This window comes from Campylobacter concisus UNSWCS, assembly GCF_000466685.1.
Lineage (GTDB): Bacteria > Campylobacterota > Campylobacteria > Campylobacterales > Campylobacteraceae > Campylobacter_A > Campylobacter_A concisus_A.
In genome coordinates this window covers 69,169-96,071 of the sequence record NZ_ANNG01000006.1, presented here as the reverse complement: position 1 = coordinate 96,071, position 26,903 = coordinate 69,169, and the positions used below count along the sequence as shown (strand labels likewise).

Below are 26,903 nucleotides of genomic sequence, written 5' to 3'. Positions count from 1 at the left end.
TGATAAAATGAGCGCTAAATTTATTTTTTCAAAACGTAAAGAAGCTCGTCTACGTGGATGTTTCTAGCTTTTAAATTTCTGCTGCCGCGGTAGGCATTATACTTTTGGCGCAGTAGATGAACTTTGCCCATTTTATTTAGGTTTTTATCAAATTCATCTTGGTTTATAAAGCCCTCTGAGTTAAACGAGATAAGCACAAATTTCGCCTTTAAATTTGCTATCAGCTCGAAAAATGCCTCGCTTGCTGATGATTTTTTATTAAAAACTGATCTGTTCCAGTCCTTTGCGATGCCTGAGACTTTTGAAATTTTACTTGGCTCTTCATAGCTTGCGATGAGATTTAGCATGAAGTAGTTTGAGCCGTATGGATGCTGATTATAAGGCGGATCAAGATAGACTAGATCAAGCCCATCAAGCTCTTTTGCCAGTAAATTTGCGTCCTTTTGATAGACCTCAAATGGCACGCTAAAATTTGAAAAAATAGGCTTAGTCAAATTTATATCAGAAGTGATCCTTGAGATGGCATTTTGCCCCCTGCCACCAAACTGACCGATGCCCTCTTTATTTTTATGAAAACCTTTAAAAATTCCACTCGTATTTGCATGCACGCTTGCATTATAAAGTAGTGGAGCTATTAAAAATTTTCTCATCTCCTCTGGCAACATCTCATCTATGAGCCTTCTTGCGGTGTCAATGAATTTGGCATTTTTCCTTGTGTAAAAGACCCGCTCGCCAAAAGCGATATTTTCATCATCTTGCGGGGCATAAAGCCTTGTTATAAAGCCCTCATAAAGGCTCTTTTTTATCTCTTTTTCAAGCTTTTTTTGCCAGAAATTTATCTCATCTCTTAGCTCATTTGTGGCGTTTTGTAGGTAGCATGAGTTTGTGATGAAGCTATAAAGCTCCAAGTCGTTTGCGACTAGAAATTCGCTATTTTGTTTTAAAAACCTAGCCACCACGCCGCTTCCGCTAAAGAGGTCGCAGCAGCTAAGCTTCTCTTTTTTAAGCTCGTCTTTTGCGTATTTTACGCCTCGCTCGATAAAGCCTAAAAGAGAGCGTTTGTTACCAAGATAGGTTAAAATTTGCTCTTTTAGATAGGCTTGATTTTCTTGTTTAGCTGGCTTCAAATCAGTGCTTTTTTAGTCCCATAGCATCAACGTCAAGTTTGATCTCTTCGTTATTTATGATGACTAGGCCTTGTGCTAAAATTTTGCTTGCTATGGCGTGCGCTTCATCAAGTGAGTGCATCTTGTAAGTGCCACATTGAAATTTATTTAGCTCTGGGATCTTATCTTGATCTTTGACCTCTAAGATATCTTTCATTGAAGCAAGCCATGCCTTTTTTACAGCTTCTTCACTAGGTGTGCCGATCACACTCATATAAAAGCCAGTCCTGCAACCCATCGGCGAGATGTCTATGATCTCCACGCCGTTGCCATTTAGATGATTTCTCATAAAGCCAGCAAATAGGTGCTCTAAAGTGTGAGTGCCCTTTTCTGGCAAAATTTCTTCATTTGGCTTGCAAAATCTCAAGTCAAAAACGCTGATATCATCGCCTTTTGGGGTCTTCATACTCTTTGCTAGTCTAACTCCTGGGGCTTTCATCTTCACATGATCTACGCAAAAACTATCAAGTAGTGGCATATATTCTCCTTTAAATTTTTGGTAATTTTAGCGTAAAAAAGATTTAAAAATTTAAAGGCCCACGTAAATTTGCATGAGCCTAGTAGTATTTGAGTGGTTAATATTAAAATAAATGTTTGCTTTAATTATATAAACAAAATTTACAATGTTTATAGTGTTCTCATAAATTCGGTGCTATAAATTCCCTCGATGCGTCTTTTCATATCATCATGCCAGCCATTTGTAAGAGTGGTGAGGGCGTTAAATTTCTCAAGTAAATTTAAATTTTCACTTGGCGCGTAAAAGAGCCTATTTATCTCTAAAATGCTCATATGAACTGGGTCACTCTCTATAACCTCTATCGCGTCGCCCGCCTTGCACGAGCCTGGCGTAAGAACTCGGTAGTACCAGCCAGTAAGGCCTGTTTCAAAGATATGAGTGGCTAAATTTTCGTTACCCCATCTTTTTGAGAGCTTAAAGCATGGCTTTCTAGGCTGCGAGACTTGAAGCACAAGCGAGCCAACCTTGTGGATATCACCCACGCAGACGCTACTCTCATCAAGCCCATCAACGCATAAATTCTCCCCCATCGCCCCATAAGCCATATTTTTAAATCCTAAAAATTTCTCCCACTCGGCATAGTTTGCAAACGAATTTGCAAAGACTGCCTTTTCAGGGCCGCCGTGATGCTTCGTATCAGCGACACTATCGCCCTTAAAGCCAAGCTTATTTGCAAAAATTTCGCCATTTTGAGCTACTTTAAAAATAGCCGAACTCCAAGGTAAATTTAACTTATCAGTTGCATTTTGCAAGCCATAGTTTTTCACATCGCCGATTAGTAAAGCTTTTAGTATTGCCATCTTTTTCCTATCAAATTTAGCTTATTCTTAAATTATTTGCGTGAGTTAGCGCGATCGCGATCGCATCGGTGATGTCAAGCGGTTTTATCTCTTTGTTTATGCCCAAAATTTTCTTAACCATAAATGCCACTTGCTCTTTGTCAGCCTTTGCCTTGCCGGTGACCGTCTTTTTCACCTGAAGTGGCGTATACTCGGCAAAGTCCCCATGAAGCTGCAAAATTTTAAGACTAAGTGCCCCACGAAACTGAGCTAGCTTTAAGACCGTTTTTGGGTTGTAGGCAAAGAATATGTCCTCTATCGCGACCTCATCAAATTTATGGTTTTTAAAGATGAGGTCAAGCCCCTCGCAAAGCTCTGTGATCTGATACTGAAGCGTGTTTGGCTTTATCTTTATAAGCCCAGCTTCAAGAAGAGTAGTTTTAAATTTGCTCTTTTCAAGTATCGCGTAACCGCAATTTTTCGTGCCTGGATCGATTCCTAAAATTTTCATCACAATCTTTTCAATACTTTTTCACGACTTTTTCACGCCGTGAAAAAGTTTGTCAGAGTTTAACAAAGATTTTATTAAATTTAAGATAAAATCGCTAATAAAATTCATTAAATAAAAAGGGTTGAAATTTGCTAGCAGACGAGATTTTAGAGCTTTTACAGACAAAAATATCAGCTAATGAATTTGACTGCTACATCAAACAATTAAAATTTAATGAAAAGGCTTCAAACGAAGATTTTATAGTTTTTAACGCCACGAGTGAATTGATGGCTAAATTTATAAAAACTAGATATGCAGAAAAGATAGCCTACCTTTACGAAGTAAAAACCGGCAAAAAGCCAGAGGTCGAGATAACTAGCCAAACAAAGCTAAAAAACATAAAGCAAAACCAAGTAAATGTAAAGCAGATCAAGGCGCAAAGCAGCATTTTAAACCCTGGATATACATTTGAAAATTTTGTCTGCGGCGACTCAAATCAATTTGCATTTCTAAACGCAAAAGCAGTTGCGGACAAGCCTGGCGTACTTTATAACCCACTTTTTATCTATGGCACAACTGGCCTTGGCAAGACGCACCTGCTTCAGTCAGTTGGCAACTACTGCCTAGATCAAGGTAAGATCGTCATCTGCGTGACGAGCGATCAGTTTATGATCGATTTTACCACACATCTAAATAGCCACTCGATGACTAAATTTCGTGAAAAGTACCGAAACTGCGACGTTTTACTAATAGACGACGTGCAGTTTTTAGGAAAAACCGATAAAATTCAAGAGGAGTTTTTCAACACCTTTAACGAGCTCATCGCCAAAAAAGGTCAGATCGTCATGACCTCAGACCGCCCTGCAAAGATACTAAAAGGCTTTGATGAGAGGCTAAAGTCTAGGTTTGAACAAAGCATAATGGCTGATATCACACCACCTGAGCTTGATACAAAGATAGCTATCATCATCAAAAAATGTGAATTTGACAAAATTTATCTAAACAAAGAAGTGATCGACTACATCGCTACAAATATGGGCGATAATATCCGCGAGATCGAGGGCGCTATAATAAATTTAAACGCCTATGCAAGCTTGATGAGAGTTGAGATAACGCTTGAATTTGCCAAAAACACGCTAAAAGATCTCATCAAAGAGAAGCATGAAAATATAAATTTAGAGACCATTATAGAGATCGTTAGCAAAGAGCTAAATATCAAGCCAAGCGACATAAAAAGCAAGTCAAGAGTGCAAAATATCGTCGAGGCTAGACGCATCATCATCTACCTTGCGAAGATGCTCACTACAAACTCTATGCCTCAGATAGCAAACTATTTTGGTATGAAAGACCATAGCGCCGTTAGTCACAATATAAAAAAGATAAACGAGCTCATGGAGAGCAACGAAATTTTCAACCTCAGAGTGACTGAGATAAAGAACAAAATTTTAACAAAAGGATAAAAACATAATGAAATTCGTGAATAAATGTGAAGAAATGAAAAATTCTTTTCACATTTTAAATAACGATGCTGGCGTGAGAAAAGATGGTTTTCACACTTTCACGCTACCAACTAATACAACAAAAAGAAAATTAAAAATAAGAGGGAGTATTTAATGAAGGTTTTAATAAACAAAAACATGCTTGAGAGCATAGTAACAAACACTAATCCATATCTCGAAAAAAGAGATCTTAGTGCTATCACTTCTCACATCTATATCTCTGCAAAAGATGGAGTTTTAAACATAAAAGCGACTGATCACGAGATAGGACTAGCATATAAACTAAGCAACGCAAAGATCGTTGATGAAGGCTATGCGACTGCAAATGGCAAAAAGCTACTTGACATCATCAAAAGCCTAAAAGATGAAGAGGTGACGCTTGAAACTGTTAATAACTATCTTTACATCAAGCAAAAAAACTCAAAATACAAACTTCCTATGTATAAATTTGAAGACTTCCCAGAGTTTCCAACGATAGAAGGCAAGGCTAAATTTAACATAGACGCCATAATGCTAGGCAGAAGCTTAAAGAAAATTTTGCCATGCATTGATAGCAACAACCCTAAATTTGAGCTAAATGGCGCTTTGCTAGATATAAAACAAAACTATATAAATATAGTCGGTACTGATACAAAAAGGCTAGCTGTATTTAAATTTGCAAATGAAGCGAGCAATGAATTTTCACTAATCATCCCTAAAAAGGCGATAAATGAAATTCAAAAGCTATTTTTTGACAAGATAGAAATTTACTATGATGAAAACGTCCTCATCGCTCAAAGCCAAAATTTTGAGTTTTTCACAAAGCTGATAAATGGTAAATTCCCTGACTATGAGCGTGTTATACCAAAAGATATCGCTATTAGATTTGAGCTAAGCAGAGATAAGATGGTTGAGGGCATCAAGACTATCTCGATGCTAAGCGATCAGATGAAGATAACTTTTTCAAAAGAGAGCATCACATTTGAGAGCATCATAGAGGATAACTCAGAAGCCAAAACGATGATAGAGTTTCAAACTGGACTTGAAGAAGATATCAGCATAAATGTCAAAAATAGAAATTTAATAGACTTCCTACAAAGCATAGAAGATGAGAAATTTGAGTTTGGATTTAAAGATAAAAATTTACCTTTCGTTGTTAGCTCAAAAGAGCTTTTAACGGTTATAAGTCCATTAAATATATAAGTTAAAAAAGGTTTATGATGGAAAATAATTACGGCGCAGAAAATATTAAAGTACTAAAAGGGCTTGAGGCGGTCAGGAAGCGCCCAGGCATGTATATAGGCGATACTAACATAAGCGGTCTTCACCATATGATCTACGAAGTCGTTGATAACTCTATCGACGAAGCGATGGCAGGATACTGCGATACGATAGATGTTGAGCTTACACGTGAGGGCTCAGCGATCATTAGTGATAATGGCCGTGGTATCCCAGTAGATATGCACCCGACTGAGAAAATTTCAGCTGCGACTGTTGTTCTAACTGTGCTTCACGCTGGTGGTAAATTTGACAAGGACACTTATAAAGTCTCTGGTGGTCTTCACGGCGTTGGTGTATCTGTCGTAAATGCCCTTTCTAAAAAGCTAATCGTAAATATCAAACGTGATGGCAAGCTTCATAGACAAGAATTTGCAAAAGGCATCCCACAAAGCGATCTTGAAGTTATAAAGACTACAAACCGCACAGGTACGCAAGTTGAGTTTTGGCCAGATGATAGTATATTTGAAGTGACTGAATTTGACGATGAAATTTTAGTAAAAAGATTTCGTGAGTTAGCCTATCTAAACCCAAAGATAACTATAAATTTTAAAGATCAAAGAAATGGCAGAAGCGAGAGCTTTCATTTTGAGGGCGGACTTGAGAGCTTTGTAACTGATATGAATAAAGCAAATGCTGTCAGCAAAGCAGTCTCATTTAGCGGCGGCGAAGATGATGTTATGGTTGATTTTGCGCTGCTTTATAATGACACTTATAGTGAAAATTTACTAAGCTTTGTAAATAACATCAAAACTCCAGATGGCGGCACTCACGAGGCTGGCTTTAGAGCGGGCCTTACAAGAGTTATCACAAACTACGTTCAAGCAAACGCTGCTGCACGTGAAAAAGATACAAAGATAACTGGTGAAGATATCCGCGAGGGTCTTATCGCAGTTGTAAGCGTAAAGGTGCCAGAGCCGCAGTTTGAGGGACAAACAAAGGGCAAACTAGGTTCAAGCTACGTAAAACCTATCGTTCAAAAGATGGTTTTTGACGTGCTAACAAAGTATTTTGAAGAAAATCCTATCGAAGCAAGAGCGATAATGGATAAAGCTCTAATGGCAGCTCGTGGTCGCGAGGCCGCTAAAAAAGCTAGGGATCTAACTCGCAAAAAAGAGAGCATGAGTGTAGGCACACTCCCTGGCAAACTAGCTGACTGCCAAAGCAAAGATCCAGTAATTAGCGAGCTATATCTAGTGGAGGGCGACTCTGCGGGCGGTTCAGCAAAGCAGGGACGTGATAGAGTTTTTCAAGCGATATTGCCGCTTAAGGGTAAAATTCTAAACGTTGAAAAAGCACGACTGGATAAAATTTTAAAATCTGATGAGATAAAAAATATGATAACAGCTCTAGGATGCGGCATCGGAGATGAATTTGACGCTGAAAAGCTTAGATATCATAAGATCATCATCATGACTGATGCTGACGTCGATGGTAGCCACATCCAGACACTGCTTTTAACATTCTTCTTTAGATTTTTAAATAAAGTTGTTGAAAACGGCCACATATACCTAGCTCAGCCGCCACTTTACCGCTATAAAAAAGGTAAAAAAGAAATTTATCTAAAAGATGAAAAGGCACTAAATGAATTTCTTATCGAAACTGGCATCGAGGGCGTTGATATAGAGGGCATTGGCAGTGCGGATTTGATTGACTTTTTAAAGATCGTTGCAGCTTATAGAAGCGTCTTAAAAGAGCTTGAAAAACGCTTTAACGTCCTTTCAGCGATCCGCTATATGATAGAAAATCCAGACATCGTCTCAAAAAGCTACAATGAAATTTTTGAAATTTTAAGAGACTTCTTAAAAGCTGAGGGTCACAACATCCTAAACCACTACGTTAGCGAAGATGAGGTTAGAATTTATGTCCAAACTGAAAGCGGCCTAGAAGAGCTTGTGGTAAATGAAAATTTATTTACAAATCCACTCTATGAAGAGGCGCTTTACATCAGCCAAAAGATAAAAGAGCGCGGCCTAGACTTACATAGTGACGTTATAGATGTGCTTGATGAAGTAGAGAAAAATGCGAAAAAAGGTGCATATATCCAGCGTTACAAAGGTCTTGGTGAGATGAACCCTGAGCAGCTTTGGGAGACTACGATGAACCCTGAGAACAGAAGACTTTTAAAGATCGATATAAACGACGCTATAAGCGCTTCTGACACGTTTAATCTCTTCATGGGCGATGAGGTCGAGCCAAGAAGAAACTACATTCAAGATCACGCAAAAGACGTTAAACACTTGGATATTTAAAATATAAAGGATAAAAAATGAGCGAAGAGATGAAGTATGGCGAGAAAATTTTAAAAGAATTTGACGTAGAGAGTGACCTTGAGGTCTGGGAAAATAAGCAAACAAGGGACTATGTCATAAAGATTACTCTGCCTGAGTTTTGCTGCCTTTGCCCTCGCTCTGGTTATCCTGACTTTGCGACCATATACCTTGAGTATATCCCAAATAAGCTAGTTGTCGAGCTAAAAGCGATAAAGCTTTATATAAATAGCTTTATGAACCGCAACATCAGCCACGAAGATAGTATAAATGAAATTTACTCTGTTTTAGAAAAAAAGCTTGAGCCTAAATTTATGAAGATAGTTGGCGACTTTAACCCACGTGGAAATGTCCATACGATTATCGAGATCAGCTCTGATCTAGTGGTAAAAAAGCCAGCTGAAGAGAAAGAATACGCTCCAAGAAGTAGAGAGAGAAGCTTTAGCGACAAGCCGCGCGAGAGACGTAGCACAAGCGATCGAGCTAGCAGCAGAGGCAGCAGAGATGATAAATTTAAAAAAGATGACAAGCCAAGAAGAAGCTCAAACAAAGAGGGCTTTAGAAAGATAAGCTACGCCGATGATAAAAAGCCAAAAGTAGTCAAAAAGGATAAATAATGATAAGTGCTAAGCTTATAGAACATATCTTTAAAGCAGCATCTATATCACGTTGGAACGACTATCCAAAGATGACAAATTTAGTCGAGCTTGACAAGCAGGCTCATAAATTTATCATCGCTTATTTCATAGCAAAACAAGAGCAAAATGCCGACATGAACTACATCATCGAGGCTGGGATTTTTGAGTTTTTAAGCAGGGTCGTAGTCACAGACATACGCCCTGACGTCTTTCACCACATCCAAAAGACAAAAAAAGAGCAGATAAATAGCTGGGTTTTAAGCAACCTCGAGACGCTCATCTCAGATATCGAGGGCGGCGAGTTTTTGGAGAGGTTTAAAAACCACTATAAAAACGACAAAACTCACGAAAAAGAGCGCCTTATACTAAAAGCAGCCAGCTATCTTGCCACGAGGTGGGAATTTTCTATCGTCTATCAAACGAGCCAATTTTTAAGTGACATCGACGAGCTTAAAGCGAAGGTTGAGGAGGAGATGGAGGATTATTACGAGCTAATTGGTGTTAGAAAGATCGCTATGAATCAAAAATTAGCCCGCCTTGTAGATCTAAGTGGCAGGCTAAGGTTTCAAAAGCGCTGGGCACAAACGCCTCGCATCCCTGAAACCGCGGTATTAGGACACATGCTAGTTGTTGCGATACTTAGCTACTTTTACTCACTAAAAGCAAAAGCTTGCAAAAAACGCCTAGAAAATAACTTCTTTTGCGCACTATTTCACGATCTGCCAGAGAGCCTTACAAGGGATATCATAAGCCCTGTAAAATACGGCGTAAAGGGGCTAAATGAGATCATCAGCGAGTATGAGATGAGGCTTATTGATGAGAGGATTTTGCCATTTGTGCCAGAAAAGATCAAAGATGAGTTTAGCTACATCCTTGGTATCAGAAAAGATGGCGAGAAATTTATCAAAGATGAGTTTGAAAATAGGACTTATGAGCGCAAGATCATCTGCCACGAAGGAACTATGGAGAACGTAAATGAGGATAAATTTAACCCGATCGATGGCAAAGCGCTAAAATACTGCGACAAGCTCTCAGCCTACATCGAAGCTGGAATTTCTATAAGCTACGGCGTCAAGTCAAAAGAGCTAACTGATGGCTTTAATAATATGTATAAATTTTTTAGCGAAAAACCTAAGATCGATGGAGTGGATTTTTTAGAAATTTGCGATGATTTTAATGAGCATTTTGGTTTAGAAAGACCCCCTCTCAGATGACTGCGGCACACACTTAATACAAGTGCTCTGCTGTGTTCCCACCCTGAAGCGGTGCTCATAAAAAGCATTGCACAGGTCTAAGAAGGAGCTTCGCAATCATACAAAAACTATACTTAAATTTAGTTTTATAGTTACATTTTTAAAAATTTAGCTTTAAGAGTATATAATCTCACATAAATTTCACCAAAAGTAGGGCAATGTCAGGAAAGATCAAACTTCGTTTTTTATCGGCTTTTAGGGATTTTTTTATCTATCACCACAAGTCTTTAGAGTTTCGTGCCAAAATTTTTGCTGCGATTATCTCGGCTAAATTTGACCCAGACGAGGATGATTTTTTCATTTTAAATGACATCGTAAATGAAATTTATGAAAACGATCAGACTAGAAAAGACTTCTTAATCCAAACCGTTAGAGAGTACGTGGCAAGGGTCAAAAGAAGCGATAGGATCACGCTTGACACACTTCTTTTAAGCATAGATAAAGATATGAAAGATCACAAAAGATATGCTAAAAAGATAGACTTTTCGCACCTTCGCCGCTTGATGAGTGGCTGCGAGGAGGAAATTTTAGTGCAGCAAAGGGTATATGAGTTTTTGATAAACGAAGTTAAACTCTACTCGCAAAGTGCTTAAATTTCATCCTAAATTTAATCAAAAATTTTTCGTGGCTTGTAGCTAAATTTTTTCGTTTTTGACCTTGATTTTTCTCTATTTATCTAGCTAGTTTAGGCGATTTGTGACCAAAATTTGAAACAACACTTCATCAGCTAAATTTACATTGATAAATGTGCATTATTTTGTGATAAAGCTGTTGCCATGATAAAAAAATAAGCGCATAGATTAGCCCGTTTTGTAACTTCTTAGTGGTGTTTGCTTGCTACCCTATAAAGGACAAGAGCCTAAAGTAAGCCATAGGGCTTTTAAAGAGCATATTTGCTCCATTATAAAAGAGAGTATTGACACAAAACTAGGCAAAAGCGGTCTACTTTGGCACGGAGCGAAGTAAATTTAAGCTGCTTTTTGCACGGCGGCTGAGTGGGTTATGATGTCGTGTAAATTTAGCTTGTCTTTTCTAAAAAAGCAAAGGCAAAGTCCGATGATACTAAAGCCAGCAAATGCAAAGCAAATTTGGCGCAAGATCGCGTGAAGAAGGCTTAGCTTTTTACCGGTTTGTAAATTTATGAGATAAATTTCTTGCGCTTTGTAGCCCGGAGTTTGTGCCTTTATGCTAAAAAAAAGGCACATTATAAATGAGATGAGGCTATTTACGCCAAAGATCGCAAGCTGGTTGTGCAAAAACGCCTCTTTGCCGTCAAGCAAAAGATAGGTCGTGGCGTAAAATATAGGCATACCGATGATGAAAAGATCGATGATAGAGGCCTTTACTCTAGCCCAGATCGGTGCGATTTTCGCCTTTTGTTTTGCCAAGTCAATTTCCTGTATTTATGTAGATACGGCTAAATTTCTCCCAGTCATATAGATAGACTAGGTTGTCACTCTCGCCGCTATCATGCGTGACGCAGAGCATAGTAGAGGCGCGTGAGACCTTGCACCAGTGACTATAGAGATCAAGTTTTTTGATATCGCTTTCTAGTACACCAAAATAGCCTATATATTCATAAATGATAAGATTAAAAAAGCTCTTATTTTCGGTCCTTAGCAAGCATTTTTTGCTATTTTCTTGCATCAAACTAGCTCAACGCCTTTGCCACTTACCACTTCGCCGATCACGTAGCCATCGCTATTTGTTAGCACAGCATCAACGTTTTCTTTAGGCACAACAAGGATCATGCCAACGCCCATGTTAAATGTCCTCATCATCTCGCTATCTTCTACTTTTTGAGCTAGGATTTTAAAAATTACAGGCGTTTTTATAGCGCTTTTTTGCACCTTCGCGCCAAGTCCAGCAGGGAAAACTCGAGGCAGGTTTTCAACTATGCCACCACCAGTTATATGCGCCATTGCTGTGATCTTATCTTTTAATCTTAAAAAGTCGCTCACGTAAATTCTAGTTGGCTCAAGAAGCACGTCGATTAGCTTGCGCTCACCCACTTTTTCGTCAAATTTTAGTCCAAGCTCGCTTACCACTTTTCTTGCAAGAGAGAAGCCATTTGAGTGCAGGCCACTGCTTGGAAGTGCGACTAAAACGTCGCTTGCTTTTACAAATTTGCTTCTATCGATCTCGTCAGCCTCAGCGATACCCACGGCAAATCCAGCAAGGTCAAAGTCGCCCTTTTCATACATCGACGGCATCTCGGCTGTCTCACCGCCTATCAGCGCGCACTGCGCCTTTTTGCAGCCATTTGCGATGCTTTTTACCACCTCTTTGGCGCTTTCTATCTCAAGCTTTGCAGTCGCGTAATAGTCGAGGAAAAAGAGTGGTGTGGCGAAGTTGCAGATGAGGTCATTTACGCACATAGCGACTAGATCCTCGCCAACGCCGTCAAATTTCTTAGCGTCGATAGCTAGACGAAGCTTCGTGCCAACGCCGTCTGTGGCACCTAAAATAGCTGGATTTTTATATCCGCTTGGCAGTCTCACCGCACCTGAAAATGACCCGATGCCGCCTATGACGTTTGGTGTTTGCGTAGATTTTACGAAAGGCTTGATCGCCTCAACAAAGCTATTTCCAGCATCTATATCGACTCCGGCATCTTTATAACTTATCATTTTCGCCCTTTTGGTTATTTTTTTAAAACTTTAGCCAAAAGTTGCTAAAATTGTTATCAATTTTCAAAAATGGAGCGACTTTGCAGAAATTTCCAAACGCCTACGTCATCACAGGCTCGATCGCTAGTGGCAAAAGCACGGTTGTAAATTTACTAAAAGAGCGAGGTTTTAGCGTGATCGACGCAGATGTGATCGCGCACGAACAGCTTGAAATTTGTAAATGTGAGATAGTAAAAGCTTTTGGCGAGCAAATTTTAGATGAGACTGGCAGGATAGATCGCAAAAAACTGGGTGCTATCGTCTTTAACGAGCCAAAAAAGCTTAAAAATTTAGAGCAAATTTTACATCCAAAGATAAAGGCTGAAATTTTTTTCAAAGCTTTGCAGCTTGAGGGTTTGGGGCAAGTTTATTTTGTCGATATCCCTTTGTTTTTTGAAAAAAAGCAGCGTTACAGCGAATTTAAAAATGTAGCTGTGATCTACGCGCCAAAAGAGCTTTTGCTAAGCCGCCTAATGAGCCGAAATGGACTAAGCTTAGAGGATGCAAAAGCTAGAGTAGAACTTCAGATGGATATCGAGCAAAAGAAAAAAATGGCAAAATTTGTTATAGATAATAGCAGCGACATGGAGAATTTAAAGCTTGAGCTAGAGAAATTTCTAGTGCAAATTTGCGCTATTTCTTGATAAATTTACTAGCAAATTTATATGTTTGCAAGCTCTCTTTACTACTCAAATTCCAGCTATCAAGCTCGGCTTTTACTAAATTTGGAAATTTCTTGCTTATATCTTTTATTGCATTGCCAACCGACTTTCTAAGATATTCGCTCTCGTCTTCTTTTAGGCTAGAAAGCCGTCTAATCGCCTCATCTGGGTTCTCTTTAAAATAAGGCCTATTTGTCCATATCCTAAGCCCCTCGCTTACGGCTCTTTTTGCATTTGCGTTGCCGTTTTTTAGCCACTCATCGATGGCAAAAAGCGCCTGTTCGTAGCCAACTTTTTTACAAAACTCGTCAAACGCCTTTGCTAGCACCTCTTGAACTCGCCAGTTTTCATCTTTTGAGACTTCATCTCTCATAAACGTCAAAATTTCTTCACGATCTGATAGGTACCCAAAGAGAAAAACCGCATACATCCGCACTTGATAGACCTCCGAGCTGTATGCTAGGAGTGCAAGCTCTTTGCAGTGCGCAGCTCCCTTTGCTTTATAGTCAGCCAAAGCCCTTCTTTCTTGCTCTTTAAAGCCATTTTCTATCAAAGAAAACTCTTTTTCTAAATTTAAGATGTAGCTTTTCAAAGTGGCTCCTTTAAATTTATTAATAACTCTTATCTAAATTTTAGTAAAATCAAGCAAAAAATAGAAGGACGGATCGTGCAAGTCTCAAAATATAACGCCAGCGGCAATGATTTTGTCATATTTCACACATTTTTGAGCAAAGATAGAAGTGAGCTTGCAAGGCAGATTTGCAGCCGAACAAACGGCGTGGGAGCTGACGGGCTCATCGTGCTTTTGCCTTACGAAAAGGGCGTGAAATGGGAGTTTTACAACAGCGATGGAAGCTACGCTGCGATGTGTGGCAACGGCTCGCGTGCGGCTGCTAGATATGCCTATCTAAACGGCCTTGTTAGTTCAAGCGAATTTGCTCTGCTAACTGGTAGCGGCGAGGTGATGGCAAGCGTGAAAGAGGAGTGCGTCGAGGTCGTGCTAACAAGTCCAAAGATTTTAAGTGAGCCACTAAATGAAAACGGCAAAACTTGGTACTTTTACGATACTGGCGTGCCTCATCTTGTAAATTTCACACAAAATTTAGATAAATTTGACGTCAAAGAGTGCAGGGCGCTTCGTCAAAAATACAATGCAAATGTAAATTTAGCCAAATTTGATGGCGGAGTTTTAAGGGTGAGAACCTATGAAAGGGGCGTGGAGGACGAGACGCTAGCTTGTGGCACTGGCATGGCGGCTTGCTTTTACGGCGCTACTTTAAATTTAAACGCAGCGCAATGTCTAAAAGTCTATCCAAAAAGCGGCGAGGAGCTTGGTCTTAGGCTTGAAAAAGGTAAAATTTTATTTAGCGGAGCGGTGAAACACTGCTTTGATACGAGTATCGAAATTTAGCTACTTTGGCTGCTGGGTAGTTAAATTTGGCTAGTGGTTTGTAAAAGTCGCGGGTAGTAAATTAAAACAAAGAGTTTTTAGAGTTTTTGTTGTTAAATTTTAAAGTGTATAAAAAGGAAGATCTCCGCCGAAGCGGAGAAAAGGTGTTATTTCAAAGCATCTTTTGCTTGTTTTGCAAGTGCCGCAAATGCCTTCGCGTCATTCATAGCTAGATCAGCTAAAATTTTTCTATCAAGTTCGATCTTAGCTTTATTTAAGCCGTTGATAAATCTTGAATAGCTAATGTCGTTTAGTCTGCAAGCTGCGTTGATACGAACGATCCATAAACGTCTGAAATCACGTTTTTTCTGGCGTCTGTCGCGATATGCATAAACTAAACTTCTCTCTAGTTGCTCTTTAGCTTTTCTAAAGTGTTTATGTCTAGCACTGAAAAAGCCACGTGCTAGCTTTAAAACTTTCTTATGGCGTCTTTTTCTAACTACGCCTGTTTTTACTCTTGCCATATTTATCCTTTTACAAATTGGCGCTCACGAAGTGAGTCTTGCCCCTAAATTTGGGGGAGTTTGAATGACTTTTTGTCAAAAACTTAAATCTACGCTGCTTTATACGCCGAGCATTTTGCGAACGGCTGAGACGTTTGTGCTGTCCACGTATTTTGGGCCACGCAAATCTCTCATACGCTTAGTAGGTTTTTTTGTTAAGATGTGGCTTCTAAAAGCAGAGCCTCTTTTTATCTTATTTTTACCTACTTTAAAGCGCTTAGCAGCACCGCGAACGGTTTTCATCTTTGGCATGCTAATCCTTTTTGAAATTTTATACGCATGTGCGTAAGATTTGGATTATAGCGAAAAATCCTTTAGAAAATTTAAATTTCACTTAGACAAAATTTGCAATAAATTTACATTTAACTTAAAAAAGTTTTAAAAATCAGAACTAATTTATTAAATTTGGCATATAATTACATATGAAAATTTTATTTTACTAAAGGAGTAAAAATGAAAGGCAAAATTCTTGCATCAATCGTCGCTATGAGTGCGATTTTAGGCACAAGTAGCTTGGCATGCACTACCATTTTAGTAGGAGATAAAGCCTCAAATGACGGCTCTATGTTAGTGGCTAGAAGCGCTGATAGCAAGGCTATAAAGGCTCAAGTCTTTTTGATACACCCAGCTACGAAAAACCAAACTGGCATGCACAGCTCAAAGGCGCATGACGGCGCAAATGACTTTACATATCCGCTCCCAAAAGATGGCATGAGATACACAACTATCGCAAATTCACACACAAAACTTCACGGAGCAGTCGGCTACAACGAGGCTGGCGTAGGACTTAGTGGCACTGAGACTATCTATGCAAAAGATGAGCTTTTAAAAGTTGATCCATACAACGAAGAAACCGGCATCACAGAAGATGACATCCCAGACGTGCTTTTGCCGCGCATCAAAAGTGCAAAAGAGGGCGTTAAGCTTCTTGGCGAGATAGTTGAGACAAAAGGTGCTGGCGAGGGCTTTGGCGTGGTATTTGTCGATGCAAATGAGCTTTGGTACTTTGAAACTGGCACAGGCCACAAATGGATCGCTTCAAAGATCCCACAAGATGAGTACTTCGTCACCGCAAACCAAGGCAGACTTCACGCTTACAAAGAAAATGATCCAAATTTCATGGGCGCAAAAGATGTCATCAAATTTGCGATTGACAACAAGACTTATGATCCTGCGAAAGATGGCGAATTTAACTTTACAAAGGCCTATACAAGGGACGATGAAAGAGATGTGACTTACAACTATCCACGTGTTTGCTGGGTTCAAAGTATGTTTAACCCAAGCTTAAAACAAGACTTCGCCGATGGTCAGAAATTCCCAGTATTTTTAAAACCAGAGAAAAAACTAAGTGTTGAAGATCTAAAAGCTGCGATGAGAGCCCACTACGACGGCACGCCGTTTGATAACTACGCTAGCAAAGATGAAGATAAGAAAAACATCTACCGCGCTATAAGCGTCTTTAGAACATACGAGTCTCACGTCATGCAGGTGCGCCCATGGCTACCAAAAGAGATCGGCCGTGTGACCTACGTCGCTCTTGGCATGGCTGATCTTAGCGTTTATTTGCCGTATTACGAGGGGCTTGATGGCTTTATAAAAGGCTACTCTGATGGCTCGTACGAGGCTGATGACACTTCGATATACTGGGTTTATAGAAAGCTTCAAACCCTTGTGATGACTGATTATGAGAAGTATTCGCCAGTGGTAAAAGAGGCTTACGCTAAATTTGAAAAAGAGTTGGCGGTAAAACAGGCTAAATTTGAAGATGAGTACGTAAAACTTTATAAAAAAGATAAGAAAAAAGCGGACAAACTCTTAAATGAATTTAGTCAAAAGACTATGCAAGAGGCTAAGGATATAACACAGGAGCTTACAAACAAAGTCTTTACTATGCTTACAGCCGATATGGATGCTAAGCTAAAATCCCTAAATAAAGGTAAAAAAGACTAAAAACTCTGGGCGCGAAATTTAGTAGCGCCCAAACTTTAAACAAAAATTTGGCAAAGAGCGTTTATAATGCGGCAAAAATTCACTACAAAGGAAAAACGCTGATGCCTTGTCCCATGCATAAAGCTCGTTAATCTCGGCAAAAAACATATCAGCGATTTTCAAAAAACACGCAAATTTTTAAACAATTTTACATTTTTTCACATTGAGATAAATCCATTTTTGCTAGCAGGTCCGCTGCATTGTAACTGCATTTTTAAAAATAAAACTAAGCAGTGTTTGAAATTTGGCAAAGACCTTTTTAGCAGGGTTTTTTATAAATTTTACTTTAGTCTAAGAAGAAGTGGCTGTCATCCACCATGTTTGGGGTGACCCAGACTTGTGCGCAGCACAACAACATTGAACGTGCTGGGGGTTTGGGTCGCAGGGATATACCTGCATAAAAATATTCAAGGTTGCTGTGCAGGGCGCAGTTTTAATTAAAAAATAGAAATTTATAAAGGATAAAAATGATAAAAAGTTATGTTTTAGGTTTTCCAAGAATCGGAGAGAAAAGAGAGTTAAAGCGCGCATTAGAGGGCTTTTGGGCTGGTAAAGAGGGCTTTAGTGAAGAGAATTTGCAAGAGACTGCAAAGACGCTTCGTCAAAGACACTGGAAATATCAACAAGACGCTGGCATTTCGGCTATTAGCGTTAATGATTTTTCATTTTATGACCTAATGCTTGATAATATCATCGCTTTTGGCGCTACGCCTCCAAGATTTGCAAATTTAAGCGGCTTAGAGCAATATTTTGCTTGCTCAAGAGGCAATAAAAGTGGCGTTGCGATGGAGATGACAAAGTGGTTTAACACAAACTACCACTACATCGTGCCAGAGCTTAGCAGCGAGAGTAAATTTAGCCTAAAAGCGGATAAAATTTTAAATGAATACAAAGAGGCGAAGGCTAACGGAGTAAAGGGCAAGGTAAATTTGATCGGCCCTATCACATTTTTGGCTCTTTCAAAGACGACTGATGGCAGCTGCCCATTTAAGCACCTTGACGCACTTGTAGGCGAGTATAAAAAGCTACTTGAGCAAATTTCTAAGCTTGATGATGAAATTTTAGTGCAGTTTGACGAGCCAATCTTCGTAACAGACAAAAACGAAAGCGACCTTTTGCCACTTATCACAAAGGTTTATAACGAGCTAACAGGCGTCGCAAACAACATCAAGATCATGTTTGCGACATATTTTGAGCATGCGATCAAGGCAGTTAGCGAAGTGGCTAAAACTAAAATTTACGGCATCGCACTTGACTTCATCCACGGCAAGAGAAATTTCGAGGCACTTGAGACTATCAAAAACAGCCATTTGACGCTATTTGCAGGTGTGATCGACGGCAGAAATATCTGGAAAAGCAACATCGATGATAAGGTAAAACTTGTTCGTGAAATTTCAGAAAAAATAGGCGGCAAAGACTTTTATATCGGCACTTCATGCTCACTTCTTCACGTGCCATACACTCTAAAATATGAAGAAAATTTAAACCCTGAGATCAAAAGCTGGTTAAGCTTTGCGGTTGAGAAGCTTGATGAGATCAAGATCATCACAAAACTAGCAAACGGCGAGAAGCTAAATGAGGCTGAGGCTAAAATTTACGAAGAGAACAAAAATGCCGTTAAAACTCGCGCCACTTCAAAGCTCATCCACTCTGAAAGCGTTCAAAAACGCATCAAAAATTTAAGCAAATTTGAGCGTGATGAGAAATTTGAAGATCGCATCAAAATTCAACGCGAAACACTAAAATACGGCATATTACCAACAACAACGATAGGTAGCTTCCCTCAAACGGTTGATCTTCGCGTACTTCGCCAAAATTTCAAAAAAGGCGAGATCGACGCGGCTGCCTATGAAGCAGGCATCAAAAAATATATCGATCACTGCGTGAAATTTCAAGAAGATATCGGCCTAGATGTGCTAGTACATGGCGAGCCAGAGAGAAACGACATGGTTGAGTACTTTGGCGAGCAGATCAGCGGATATGCATTTAGCCAAAATGGCTGGGTACAAAGCTACGGCAGCCGCTGCGTCAAGCCACCACTTCTCTTTGGTGACGTAAGCCGCCCAGAGCCGATGACTGTTAAGTGGATGAAATACGCTCAAAGTATCACAAAACACGTAATGAAGGGCATGCTAACAGGTCCTGTAACTATGCTAAACTGGAGCTTTGTGCGTGACGATCTTCCAAGAAGCGAGGTAGCAAAACAGCTTGCACTTTGTATCTATGACGAGATCGCAGACCTTCAAGATGCAGGCATCAGAGTGATCCAAGTCGATGAGGCAGCGTTTAAAGAGGGCTATCCGCTAAGAGCTGAAAATATCCCAGCTTATGAGAAATTTGCGGTTGATTGCTTCAAGCTTTCAGTAAGCTCGGCTGAGGCAAAAACTCAGATCCATACGCATATGTGCTACTCTGAATTTAACGATATTATTAAGACCATTGAGGCTATGGATGCTGATGTTATCAGTATCGAGACTGCAAGAAGTGGTAACGAGCTACTTAAAATTTTCAAAGCCGTTGGCTACAAACAAGAGGTCGGACCTGGCGTTTACGACATCCACAGCCCACGCGTGCCAAGTGTCGAAGAGATCGTCACTCAGATCAAAGCTCTGCTTGAAGTCTTGCCAAAAGAGCAACTCTGGATCAACCCAGACTGCGGCCTAAAAACTAGAAAATGGGAAGAGGTCGAGCCAAGCCTTAAAAATATGGTAGAAGCCGTCAAGATCGTAAGAGGTCTATAATACAAATTTTTAGCGTCTAGCAAGCCTAGGCGCTAAACTCCATTTAAATTTCAAAAAAGTTAGAAAATGTTAAAAGATAAGATCATAAACAATGAAAGTGGCATAGTGCTTTACGGACTAACGCCGCCGAAGGCTGAATTTGACGAGGCAAAACTTAAAGAGATCGCTGCAAAATGGGATAAGAGGATCACAGACGTGCAGGCTGACGGCTTGGTACTTTACGAGATCCAAGACGAAAGTAGCCGCATAAAAAGCGAGCGAACTTTTGAATTTAGTGATACATTAAGCCCTGAAATTTACTACTCAAAATATCTAAATTTAAAGACGCCAAGCATCTTTTATAGGGTCGCGAATAAATATAATGAGAGTGAATTTAGAGCAAATTTAGCCAAAAGTAGTAGTGATATAAATGTCTTTGTCGGCGTTGCTTCTGGCAAAGTAGAGCCTAAAATGAGCCTAGAGCGTGCTTATGAGATCGCTAGAGATGAGTTTAAAGAGCTTGTAGTGGGCGGTGTTTGTATAGCTGAGAGGCACGCTAAAAAGGGCGATGAAGAGCAAAGGATGAGCCAAAAGGCCAAAATGGGGGCGAAATTTTTCATCTCGCAGGCGGTTTTTGATATAAATTTGGCTAAAAATTTACTAACAAGCGTGGCAAAAAGCGGGTTAAATTTGCCTATTATTTTGACATTTACTACTTGCGGCACGCCAAAAACGCTAGAATTTATCAAGTGGCTAGGCATAAGCGTTGATAAAAAGAGCGAAAAAAGGATGCTTGAATGTGATGATTTTTTAGCTATGGCATCGCAAATTTGCCTTGAAAATTTCGCAGAGCTTTATGAATTTGCCAAAAAGCTTGGTATAAACGTCGGCGTTAATGTCGAGAGTGTCATGGCAAAACGCGCCGAGATCGAAGCGAGCCTGGAGCTAACAAAAAACATAAGAGAGTTGGTGTAACGCCAGCTCTTGCTATAAATTTATACAAATTCTTTCTTGATGGCGCAATGGTGCCACAAATTCGCACAGAAAAGCCGTTATGATTAGCTATCACAAGCTATTTTAAATGTCAGTTGCACTGTTTGGCAAATTTTCAAAAAGCTGTTATGGCAAAAATGATATGGCTTTGGCGAGATATATGATACAGCAGACGCTGCTACTATTTAAAATATAAAAAAGGCAGGCAAATTTATCAAAGGTGCTGTGAAAATCGTTGAAGTCAAAATAGCCAAACAAGGCAAGAGTTTTTACAAATTTAAGCAAATTTTATCCAAAAGTATAGAATTTTAGCTTCAAACAAGATCTAAATTTGACTAAACCCCCTCACTCCACCTTATATCCAGTGCCTCGCACGGTTTTTAGACAGATGGTGGGAATTTTGGCTCTTATCTCTCACACGAGCGATCTTATGCGGTCTTGCGATAAGGTTTCGTTTTTGTATAGGTGATAGTCTATCTCGTCGTAGGTGACGACGTGGGGCGAGTTTTTGCATAAAATTTCAAGCAGCTGGCTCTCTTTTTTGCCAAGATAGATGACCTCGTCCTCTTTTCTTACTGCACTGGGAGTCTTTGTCAAAGACTAGGCCATTTTTTAGCTCAAATTTAGAGCCTAAAAACGTGAAATAAAAACTCTTCAGGGCAAAATGGCTTAATGATAAAATCATTAACCCTAGCGTAGTAAATCCTCTTAAAAACGCTAGGGACGCTCTCATCTAACAAAAGCATAATGGGAGTGATATTTTGACTATCTCTTATAAATTTAACCAGATCGAGGTTTAAATTTCTAGCCTTTACGTCAAAAACGTACAGATCATATCTGTTGCCGCACTCAAAGTCTTTGATGACTTCGCTGGCGCTTTTGAGCTGGATCATCCTAAACCCAAAGCGGTAAAGCGATGCATTTAGGATGACATTTTGCTCAAAGTCGCTCGAGAGCAACAATATCTTCTTCATCAGCCAGCCATGCCACCGCCGACTGGTTTTTTGGCGTCTTTTTCAGCCTTTTGTTTTAAAAATTCTTCTTCGTCTTTTGTAGGTTTGTACTCATCTTTGAAGAATTTTTGCTTAGTTTCGATCCTCTTTTCGATCATCTTTTTATCATAAATTTTATATGACGGCTTCCAGTACTCAAGATAGTTTCTAAAGCCAGCGCCGTGACCTGCGTCGTAGTGGCAGCTTACACATTTTAGCTCTTTAGGGGTGTCAAGAAGCTTTTTGTAGTGAGCGTGCATCTTTTGAGCTTGCGCTGAAGTGTTGTTGCTATCTATCACGTTTGTGTGGCAGCTTGTGCAGCCGTTGTCAAAGACAAAATGCTCGCGGTTTTTGAGGTTTTTGTGCCAATCAATAGCATTAGGATCGCCAAAGAAATGCACCCAGCCCTCTAAAATGCCGTTTTTAGCCTTCGTTAGGGCGTATTTTGCGATGTTGTCATGCGGTATGTGACAATCCACGCATCTTGCTTTTATGCCAGTTTTGCCCTTGCCGCTGTGGATGTCGTCGTTGTAGGCGATGACCATAGGGTCCATCTCGTGGCAAACGATGCAGAATTTATCCCCACTCGTCTCATTAAGCGCGTAATGAACTGGCAGAACGACTAAAAATCCAACAATTCCGCTTATGAAGATTATAAGCGCTAGTAATTTTTTTGAAATTTTCATGGTGTTACTCCATTCATCCATTGTGGCACCTCGTGTTCATGGCACTCAGAGCACATATTTGTAGATGGTTTGTGCTCGTTGTGGCACTCGTCGCAGTACAAAGTCGGACCATCGTGAACAGAGTTATGAGGATTTGCCTTTAGAGTATCCATAAATTTTAGCCTTTGAGCTAAGAGCTTTTTGCTCTTGTGACAGGATAGGCAGCCAGCGTCGCCGATCGCTTTAAATTTGCTAGGATCATCGCCTTGGTTTTGGTGACAATCAACGCAGTCAAAGCTTAGATGTTCGTGATGAGGTTTGATCTTATATTTGGCTCTTAGCTCATCAGAGACTACTACTTTTGTGACGTTTAGATCGCCCTTTGGCATATCGGCACCAAAGAGATGAAGCGAAAATAAACAGGCAAAAATAGCGATGAATTTAAGCTTATTCATACCCTTTTCCTTTCTATTAAGATTTTATAAACATCAAATTTCAATGAAAAACTAATATTTTTATTTAAACTTATTTTTATAAAATTATAGTCCTTGTTTGATTAAATATGCATTAATAATATTTTAGAGTACTAAAATATAGACTAGTTTTATAAAGTTAAATTTTAAAGAAAATGGCAATTAAGCTAAATAAAATGGAAAATAAAATATAATCCCAAATCTTTGGTCCCGTAGCTCAGTTGGTAGAGCACTACCTTGACATGGTAGTGGTCGATGGTTCGAGTCCATTCGGGGCCACCATTTTTATATCAAATTTCCCAAAACCTAAAATCAAATAAATAAAATTTAAAAATATTTTTTGTAACTTTTGTCTTTTTAAATTTTAAACTAAATCCCTAAAATAAGGCAAGTTATTATTAAATTTATTTCTAAAATTTATGACATCGTGTATCTAAAATGTCACTATTGTACCAAAGTACAATAGCAATAAACTAAACTATTTACTTATAATTGACAGTATAAAATCCAAAAACATAAAAAGGAAATGTTATGAGTAAAGTTAAAGGACTAATCAAATCAATAATCGGCACGGATGCTATCGTCGCTATAGATGCTAATGGAAATCAAAGAACTCTAAAAGCAGGCGACGTGATCTATGACAATGAGGTCATAAAAGAGCAAGACGGCGTAAAGGTTGAGTTGCAACCTCTTAATAGTGAAAATGAAAAAGCTGGCGATGAGACCAGCAAAGAGATCGCCTCACTTCAGGAGCAACTATTGAATGGTAAGAACATCACTGATCTTGAAGAGACTGCAGCTGGCGGTAATGCCTCAGCAGGTGGTGGTAATAGTGGAGATGGTGTTAGCCTTGGTGCTGCTAGCTTTGCAAATGGCGGTCACTACTCAAACATCAATGCAAATTTTGAAAACCTAAGTTCTCAAGCAAACGCTAGCGCAGAGGCTTTTACAAATGTAAGCGGTGGCGCAAGCGAGGAGGGCTTTAGTCTTGACACACTTGCAGCTGCGATAGATAATGCATATAACAATATATTGCCACAGACGCTAGAAGTATCTGTCACAGCAGTTGATGATAACGTAGTGACTGGTAATACAGACGAATCGGTAAGTCGCCATATTGATGTTGGAGATAATATCTTAGAGCACAGCGCATCTGAAAGAACAGGTCTGCATATCACAAACGACAACACTCCAACTTTAGTTGGCAAGGCTACTTCAAACGCTACTATAAGCATATTTGATGGTGAAGGTGAAAATGCACCACTACTTGGCACGACAACTGCCGATAATGACGGCAACTGGTCATATACCCCAACTTCACCTTTGGCTGATGGAGATCATAAATTTACTATCGAAGCTAGCAAAGTAGCTGCAAATGGCGAAGAGCTAAAAGCTACAAGCACGCAAGAGATAACTGTTGATACAAACAATAGCACCTTGTCTATCACAAAAATATCTACCGATGAGTTTTCTGATATATCACACAACGGCATAATAAAAGAAGATAATAGAGAATATGATTCATCGCCAAGTATTGAGGGTAAGGCAGAGCCATTTGCTGAAATAAATTTAGTTATCACAAAAGCTGAAGTTATTTATAATACCTTTGACTATTCTTGGGTAGAAAAACCGGCTCATGTGGTTGAAAAACTAAGTGCTAAGGCTGACGCTGAAGGTAACTGGAGAGCTGAGAGTAGTGTGTTGGATACTCTTGACACTAACGAATACACAGTCCAAGCATCATCAGTAGATGAGGCTGGCAACAAATACTCTGAGCCACAAGCAACGACATTTTATATGCCACTTGAGCCCATAATTCCCGCTCCAGAAGACCATCTATAATCTTAAATTTAATGTGGAGAGACCTCTCTCCACGCACTTTTAAATTTACTTCAAATACTCTTTTACGTCGTACTCTTTGCCCGCATCGTGATCTTTTAAAAGTTTAGCCACGACTGGGCTTAGAAGGATAATGGCGATCAAATTTGGCACAACCATAAGACCGTTAAACATATCGGCTAAACTCCAGACGAAATCAACCTTTTGTAAGCTACCTAAAAAGACAAAAACAACAACTAAAATTTTAAAAATTTTAACCGCCTTTGCACCAAAAAGGTAGCGCACGTTGATCTCAGCGAAGTAGTACCAGCCAATGATCGTCGTAAATGCGAAGAAAAATAGGCAGATCGCCACGAAGCTATAACCGCCAGTTTTGCCAAAGATATGTGACGAGAACGCCTCTTGCACCAAGGTGATGCCAGTAAAGACTGCCTTGCCGTTTTCAAAGCTGATGACGTTTGCGGTTAGCACCACAAAAACGGTTATATTTAAGATGACAAAGGTGTCTATAAAGACGCTCATTATGCCAAGGACGGCTTGATCGACTGGGTGTTTGACGTTTGCAGCGGCGTGTGCGTGTGGAGTTGAGCCCATGCCAGCTTCGTTGCTAAAAAGTCCCCTTGCGATGCCGTATCTCATAGCAGCTGCGATGCTAGCTCCAGTTGCCCCACCCCAAGCAGCCGAAGGGTTAAACGCAGCTTTAAATATTAGTGAGATCGCCTCTGGGATTTGGTGAAAATTTAAAGCGATGATAACCACGCCAACAACGATATAAAGTAGCGCCATTAGTGGCACGATCTTTTCAGCGACCCTTGCGATCGCCTTTACGCCACCTATGAAAATTAGTGCGCAAATGAGAGCCAAAAACGCCCCTGTTAGCCACTGCGGTATGCCAAAAGCGCCGCTAAAGCCGTCTGATATGGAGTTTGCTTGAACCATATTGCCGATAAAGCCAAGTGCGATGATGATAGCGATAGCGAAAAATCCAGCTAGAAATTTCGCCCATTTGCCCTTTAATCCGCGGCTTATGTAAAAGGCTGGACCGCCTATCGTGTGGCCGCTGTCATCTTTGGTGCGGTAAATTTGAGCGAGGCAAATTTCAGCAAAATTTGTAGCCATGCCCAAAAAGGCTGCACACCACATCCAAAATATGGCTCCTGGACCGCCCATGATAAGAGCTGTCGTCGCGCCTACTAGGTTACCCGTGCCAACTTGCGCCGCGATCGCCGTTGCGACTGCTTGAAACGAGCTCATACCAGCCTTGCCAGCAGCTTCGCCGTGAAGTGAGAAATTTCCAAAAAGCTTGCCTAAACTCATTTTAAATTTAAAAATTTGAACAAAACCAAGTCTAATGGTGAAAAATAGTCCAGTGCCGCAAAGTAGGGCGATGAGGAAGTATGGACCCCAAAGAAATGAATTTATACTTTCAACGCAGTTATTTAAAATTTCAGCAAAATTTGTAGTCATTTTTTAACTTTCGTGATTGATTTGGATTTGAGAAGTATAGTTGAAAAAATATAAAATTTAAATTAACTACTAAAAAATCATGGCCGAGCTAAATTTTTACAAAAGCGCCCTGTAAAACCATGCGTGAGTAGTAGTAAAAGCTGTAAAATAGCCTATCGTCATAGCTTAGCTCGTCTTGATCTACGATGTCAAGATATTTTGGCTCTAGCATTTGCTCCATTTTAGTAAGTGGCTTTGCGTGCTCAAGCTGCTCTAACCTCTCACAAATTTCAAGCATAAATTTAAAAAAGACTTCAAGCTTACGTGAGATAAATTTAGCTGCCTCGCCTTTTTCGTCTAGCGCACTTTTATAAATTCGCACTAAAAAAACGAGCGCAAAGGGCGTTGCGTGCCAAAAAGTCTCTTGATACTCGCACTGAGCCACTATCTCATCAAGCAGCTCGCTAAGCTCTTTTTCATCAAATTTAGACTTTTTCACAGCCTTTGTAAGTGTGTTTAAAATTTGCGCAAAAAGCTCCGCCGTGCCGTAGCTACAGCTTAGTCTATCCCATGGCACGTCTTTTATCTTTAAATTTGCGATATATTCTAAATTTTGCTCATTCATCCTTAAAA

28 protein-coding genes, 1 tRNA gene and 1 other RNA gene are annotated in these 26,903 nt (G+C 39.8%); 13 read left to right on the top strand and 17 right to left on the bottom strand.

Going from position 1 to position 26,903, the window contains the following annotated elements:
* Positions 1-20 precede the first annotated feature (20 nt).
* From UNSWCS_RS01935 to ruvC, 4 genes are all read right to left on the bottom strand, one after another.
* A complete protein-coding gene (locus UNSWCS_RS01935) occupies positions 21-1,127 on the bottom strand; it encodes a DNA adenine methylase (RefSeq protein ID WP_021087069.1) in 1,107 nt (368 codons plus the stop codon).
* 1 nt (position 1,128) lies between these two features.
* Positions 1,129-1,644, bottom strand: coding sequence for an S-ribosylhomocysteine lyase (gene luxS, locus UNSWCS_RS01930; RefSeq protein WP_021087046.1), 516 nt, complete (start codon positions 1,642-1,644; stop codon positions 1,129-1,131).
* 149 nt (positions 1,645-1,793) lie between these two features.
* Complete coding sequence (locus UNSWCS_RS01925; RefSeq protein ID WP_021087049.1) at positions 1,794-2,483, bottom strand: MOSC domain-containing protein; 690 nt, start codon at positions 2,481-2,483, stop codon at positions 1,794-1,796.
* 16 nt (positions 2,484-2,499) lie between these two features.
* Positions 2,500-2,979: a crossover junction endodeoxyribonuclease RuvC gene (gene ruvC, locus UNSWCS_RS01920; RefSeq protein WP_155242287.1), complete on the bottom strand. Its 480-nt coding sequence runs from the start codon at positions 2,977-2,979 to the stop codon at positions 2,500-2,502.
* Between the two features lie 122 nt (positions 2,980-3,101).
* Here ruvC and dnaA point away from each other — a divergent pair, with 122 nt between their 5' ends.
* From dnaA to UNSWCS_RS01895, 5 genes are all read left to right on the top strand, one after another.
* Positions 3,102-4,412, top strand: coding sequence for a chromosomal replication initiator protein DnaA (gene dnaA / locus UNSWCS_RS01915; protein WP_021087108.1), 1,311 nt, complete (start codon positions 3,102-3,104; stop codon positions 4,410-4,412).
* A 153-nt stretch (positions 4,413-4,565) separates the two neighbouring features.
* Positions 4,566-5,633: a DNA polymerase III subunit beta gene (gene dnaN, locus UNSWCS_RS01910; RefSeq protein WP_021087099.1), complete on the top strand. Its 1,068-nt coding sequence runs from the start codon at positions 4,566-4,568 to the stop codon at positions 5,631-5,633.
* 17 nt (positions 5,634-5,650) lie between these two features.
* Entirely contained in the window at positions 5,651-7,960 is a 2,310-nt protein-coding gene (gyrB, locus tag UNSWCS_RS01905) for a DNA topoisomerase (ATP-hydrolyzing) subunit B (RefSeq protein ID WP_021087013.1), read from the top strand.
* A 17-nt stretch (positions 7,961-7,977) separates the two neighbouring features.
* Positions 7,978-8,595 (top strand): preQ(1) synthase, encoded by a 618-nt coding sequence (gene queF / locus UNSWCS_RS01900; protein ID WP_021085673.1) that lies wholly within the window; start codon positions 7,978-7,980, stop codon positions 8,593-8,595.
* Entirely contained in the window at positions 8,595-9,830 is a 1,236-nt protein-coding gene (locus UNSWCS_RS01895) for an HD domain-containing protein (RefSeq protein ID WP_021085664.1), read from the top strand. Before queF ends, UNSWCS_RS01895 begins: the two co-directional genes overlap by 1 nt.
* Here UNSWCS_RS01895 and ffs read toward each other — a convergent pair.
* Positions 9,817-9,914, bottom strand: an RNA gene (gene ffs / locus UNSWCS_RS11630) — signal recognition particle sRNA small type. The two genes, UNSWCS_RS01895 and ffs, sit on opposite strands and share 14 nt — an antisense overlap.
* 113 nt (positions 9,915-10,027) lie before the next feature.
* On the opposite strand from ffs, the gene UNSWCS_RS01890 reads away from it, so the two are divergent.
* The gene (locus tag UNSWCS_RS01890; RefSeq protein ID WP_021087007.1) at positions 10,028-10,462 is read left to right on the top strand and encodes a hypothetical protein; all 435 of its coding nucleotides are present in this window, start codon (positions 10,028-10,030) and stop codon (positions 10,460-10,462) included.
* A 375-nt stretch (positions 10,463-10,837) separates the two neighbouring features.
* Here the strand turns inward: UNSWCS_RS01890 and UNSWCS_RS01885 are convergent, their stop codons facing one another.
* Genes UNSWCS_RS01885 through purM form a run of 3 tightly spaced genes read right to left on the bottom strand, consistent with a single transcriptional unit; the run spans position 10,838 to position 12,499 of the window.
* A complete protein-coding gene (locus tag UNSWCS_RS01885) occupies positions 10,838-11,257 on the bottom strand; it encodes an RDD family protein (protein WP_021087057.1) in 420 nt (139 codons plus the stop codon).
* Between the two features lies 1 nt (position 11,258).
* The gene (locus UNSWCS_RS01880) at positions 11,259-11,516 is read right to left on the bottom strand and encodes a hypothetical protein (protein ID WP_035143336.1); all 258 of its coding nucleotides are present in this window, start codon (positions 11,514-11,516) and stop codon (positions 11,259-11,261) included.
* Complete coding sequence (gene purM, locus UNSWCS_RS01875) at positions 11,516-12,499, bottom strand: phosphoribosylformylglycinamidine cyclo-ligase (protein ID WP_021087010.1); 984 nt, start codon at positions 12,497-12,499, stop codon at positions 11,516-11,518. Before purM ends, UNSWCS_RS01880 begins: the two co-directional genes overlap by 1 nt.
* 80 nt (positions 12,500-12,579) lie before the next feature.
* Between purM and coaE the strand changes: the two genes are divergently transcribed.
* Positions 12,580-13,182, top strand: coding sequence for a dephospho-CoA kinase (gene coaE, locus UNSWCS_RS01870; protein ID WP_021087063.1), 603 nt, complete (start codon positions 12,580-12,582; stop codon positions 13,180-13,182).
* On the opposite strand, the gene UNSWCS_RS01865 is transcribed toward coaE, so the two are convergent.
* Positions 13,172-13,792: a DNA alkylation repair protein gene (locus tag UNSWCS_RS01865; protein WP_021087032.1), complete on the bottom strand. Its 621-nt coding sequence runs from the start codon at positions 13,790-13,792 to the stop codon at positions 13,172-13,174. The genes coaE and UNSWCS_RS01865 overlap by 11 nt on opposite strands.
* A gap of 75 nt (positions 13,793-13,867) precedes the next feature.
* On the opposite strand from UNSWCS_RS01865, the gene dapF reads away from it, so the two are divergent.
* A complete protein-coding gene (gene dapF / locus UNSWCS_RS01860) occupies positions 13,868-14,611 on the top strand; it encodes a diaminopimelate epimerase (RefSeq protein WP_021087041.1) in 744 nt (247 codons plus the stop codon).
* A gap of 146 nt (positions 14,612-14,757) precedes the next feature.
* On the opposite strand, the gene rplT is transcribed toward dapF, so the two are convergent.
* Both rplT and rpmI read right to left on the bottom strand, forming a co-directional pair.
* Positions 14,758-15,114, bottom strand: coding sequence for a 50S ribosomal protein L20 (rplT, locus tag UNSWCS_RS01855; RefSeq protein ID WP_021086994.1), 357 nt, complete (start codon positions 15,112-15,114; stop codon positions 14,758-14,760).
* A 99-nt stretch (positions 15,115-15,213) separates the two neighbouring features.
* The gene (gene rpmI / locus UNSWCS_RS01850) at positions 15,214-15,405 is read right to left on the bottom strand and encodes a 50S ribosomal protein L35 (RefSeq protein WP_021086991.1); all 192 of its coding nucleotides are present in this window, start codon (positions 15,403-15,405) and stop codon (positions 15,214-15,216) included.
* Positions 15,406-15,606: 201 nt separating this feature from the next.
* On the opposite strand from rpmI, the gene UNSWCS_RS01845 reads away from it, so the two are divergent.
* The 3 genes from UNSWCS_RS01845 (at position 15,607) to UNSWCS_RS01835 (ending at position 20,837) form a co-directional block, all read left to right on the top strand.
* Complete coding sequence (locus UNSWCS_RS01845; RefSeq protein WP_021087092.1) at positions 15,607-17,103, top strand: C69 family dipeptidase; 1,497 nt, start codon at positions 15,607-15,609, stop codon at positions 17,101-17,103.
* 506 nt (positions 17,104-17,609) lie between these two features.
* Positions 17,610-19,883: a 5-methyltetrahydropteroyltriglutamate--homocysteine S-methyltransferase gene (gene metE / locus UNSWCS_RS01840; RefSeq protein WP_021087126.1), complete on the top strand. Its 2,274-nt coding sequence runs from the start codon at positions 17,610-17,612 to the stop codon at positions 19,881-19,883.
* 66 nt (positions 19,884-19,949) lie between these two features.
* On the top strand, positions 19,950-20,837 hold the full coding sequence (locus tag UNSWCS_RS01835; protein ID WP_021087098.1) for a 5,10-methylenetetrahydrofolate reductase: 888 nt from the start codon (positions 19,950-19,952) through the stop codon (positions 20,835-20,837).
* 432 nt (positions 20,838-21,269) lie between these two features.
* Here UNSWCS_RS01835 and UNSWCS_RS12315 read toward each other — a convergent pair whose 3' ends face one another.
* The 4 genes from UNSWCS_RS12315 to UNSWCS_RS01820 are packed head-to-tail and all read right to left on the bottom strand — an operon-like array spanning position 21,270 to position 22,967.
* Positions 21,270-21,452: a helix-turn-helix domain-containing protein gene (locus UNSWCS_RS12315; protein ID WP_200862613.1), complete on the bottom strand. Its 183-nt coding sequence runs from the start codon at positions 21,450-21,452 to the stop codon at positions 21,270-21,272.
* Positions 21,453-21,478: 26 nt separating this feature from the next.
* Positions 21,479-21,829 (bottom strand): hypothetical protein, encoded by a 351-nt coding sequence (locus UNSWCS_RS12310; RefSeq protein ID WP_200862612.1) that lies wholly within the window; start codon positions 21,827-21,829, stop codon positions 21,479-21,481.
* Positions 21,829-22,533: a cytochrome c3 family protein gene (locus UNSWCS_RS01825; protein ID WP_021087055.1), complete on the bottom strand. Its 705-nt coding sequence runs from the start codon at positions 22,531-22,533 to the stop codon at positions 21,829-21,831. Before UNSWCS_RS01825 ends, UNSWCS_RS12310 begins: the two co-directional genes overlap by 1 nt.
* Entirely contained in the window at positions 22,530-22,967 is a 438-nt protein-coding gene (locus tag UNSWCS_RS01820) for a cytochrome c3 family protein (RefSeq protein ID WP_004317425.1), read from the bottom strand. The genes UNSWCS_RS01825 and UNSWCS_RS01820 overlap by 4 nt, the downstream gene beginning before the upstream one ends.
* Before the next feature lie 224 nt (positions 22,968-23,191).
* Here UNSWCS_RS01820 and UNSWCS_RS01815 point away from each other — a divergent pair.
* Both UNSWCS_RS01815 and UNSWCS_RS01810 read left to right on the top strand, forming a co-directional pair.
* Positions 23,192-23,267: transfer RNA gene (locus UNSWCS_RS01815), tRNA-Val, on the top strand.
* 249 nt (positions 23,268-23,516) lie between these two features.
* Positions 23,517-24,827 (top strand): Ig-like domain-containing protein, encoded by a 1,311-nt coding sequence (locus tag UNSWCS_RS01810; protein ID WP_021087113.1) that lies wholly within the window; start codon positions 23,517-23,519, stop codon positions 24,825-24,827.
* A 45-nt stretch (positions 24,828-24,872) separates the two neighbouring features.
* Here UNSWCS_RS01810 and UNSWCS_RS01805 read toward each other — a convergent pair whose 3' ends face one another.
* The gene (locus tag UNSWCS_RS01805) at positions 24,873-26,291 is read right to left on the bottom strand and encodes an alanine/glycine:cation symporter family protein (RefSeq protein ID WP_021086999.1); all 1,419 of its coding nucleotides are present in this window, start codon (positions 26,289-26,291) and stop codon (positions 24,873-24,875) included.
* Between the two features lie 88 nt (positions 26,292-26,379).
* Positions 26,380-26,895, bottom strand: a complete 516-nt coding sequence (locus UNSWCS_RS01800) for a hypothetical protein (RefSeq protein WP_021087071.1) — start codon at positions 26,893-26,895, stop codon at positions 26,380-26,382.
* Positions 26,896-26,903: the final 8 nt, after the last annotated feature.

Excerpts from the sequence above, each read along its gene's own strand:
- luxS (WP_021087046.1), bottom strand. The coding sequence starts at position 1,644 with ATGCCACTACTTGATAGTTTTTGCGTAGATCATGTGAAGATGAAAGCC.
- dnaN (WP_021087099.1), top strand. The coding sequence starts at position 4,566 with ATGAAGGTTTTAATAAACAAAAACATGCTTGAGAGCATAGTAACAAAC.
- UNSWCS_RS01925 (WP_021087049.1), bottom strand. The coding sequence starts at position 2,483 with ATGGCAATACTAAAAGCTTTACTAATCGGCGATGTGAAAAACTATGGC.
- UNSWCS_RS01890 (WP_021087007.1), top strand. The coding sequence starts at position 10,028 with ATGTCAGGAAAGATCAAACTTCGTTTTTTATCGGCTTTTAGGGATTTT.
- UNSWCS_RS01820 (WP_004317425.1), bottom strand. The coding sequence starts at position 22,967 with ATGAATAAGCTTAAATTCATCGCTATTTTTGCCTGTTTATTTTCGCTT.
- UNSWCS_RS01800 (WP_021087071.1), bottom strand. The coding sequence starts at position 26,895 with ATGAATGAGCAAAATTTAGAATATATCGCAAATTTAAAGATAAAAGAC.
- UNSWCS_RS12310 (WP_200862612.1), bottom strand. The coding sequence starts at position 21,829 with ATGAAGAAGATATTGTTGCTCTCGAGCGACTTTGAGCAAAATGTCATC.
- queF (WP_021085673.1), top strand. The coding sequence starts at position 7,978 with ATGAGCGAAGAGATGAAGTATGGCGAGAAAATTTTAAAAGAATTTGAC.
- UNSWCS_RS01805 (WP_021086999.1), bottom strand. The coding sequence starts at position 26,291 with ATGACTACAAATTTTGCTGAAATTTTAAATAACTGCGTTGAAAGTATA.
- UNSWCS_RS01895 (WP_021085664.1), top strand. The coding sequence starts at position 8,595 with ATGATAAGTGCTAAGCTTATAGAACATATCTTTAAAGCAGCATCTATA.
- rplT (WP_021086994.1), bottom strand. The coding sequence starts at position 15,114 with ATGGCAAGAGTAAAAACAGGCGTAGTTAGAAAAAGACGCCATAAGAAA.
- UNSWCS_RS01880 (WP_035143336.1), bottom strand. The coding sequence starts at position 11,516 with ATGCAAGAAAATAGCAAAAAATGCTTGCTAAGGACCGAAAATAAGAGC.
- purM (WP_021087010.1), bottom strand. The coding sequence starts at position 12,499 with ATGATAAGTTATAAAGATGCCGGAGTCGATATAGATGCTGGAAATAGC.
- UNSWCS_RS01835 (WP_021087098.1), top strand. The coding sequence starts at position 19,950 with ATGTTAAAAGATAAGATCATAAACAATGAAAGTGGCATAGTGCTTTAC.
- gyrB (WP_021087013.1), top strand. The coding sequence starts at position 5,651 with ATGGAAAATAATTACGGCGCAGAAAATATTAAAGTACTAAAAGGGCTT.
- metE (WP_021087126.1), top strand. The coding sequence starts at position 17,610 with ATGATAAAAAGTTATGTTTTAGGTTTTCCAAGAATCGGAGAGAAAAGA.
- UNSWCS_RS01825 (WP_021087055.1), bottom strand. The coding sequence starts at position 22,533 with ATGAAAATTTCAAAAAAATTACTAGCGCTTATAATCTTCATAAGCGGA.
- rpmI (WP_021086991.1), bottom strand. The coding sequence starts at position 15,405 with ATGCCAAAGATGAAAACCGTTCGCGGTGCTGCTAAGCGCTTTAAAGTA.
- UNSWCS_RS01810 (WP_021087113.1), top strand. The coding sequence starts at position 23,517 with ATGAGTAAAGTTAAAGGACTAATCAAATCAATAATCGGCACGGATGCT.
- UNSWCS_RS01845 (WP_021087092.1), top strand. The coding sequence starts at position 15,607 with ATGAAAGGCAAAATTCTTGCATCAATCGTCGCTATGAGTGCGATTTTA.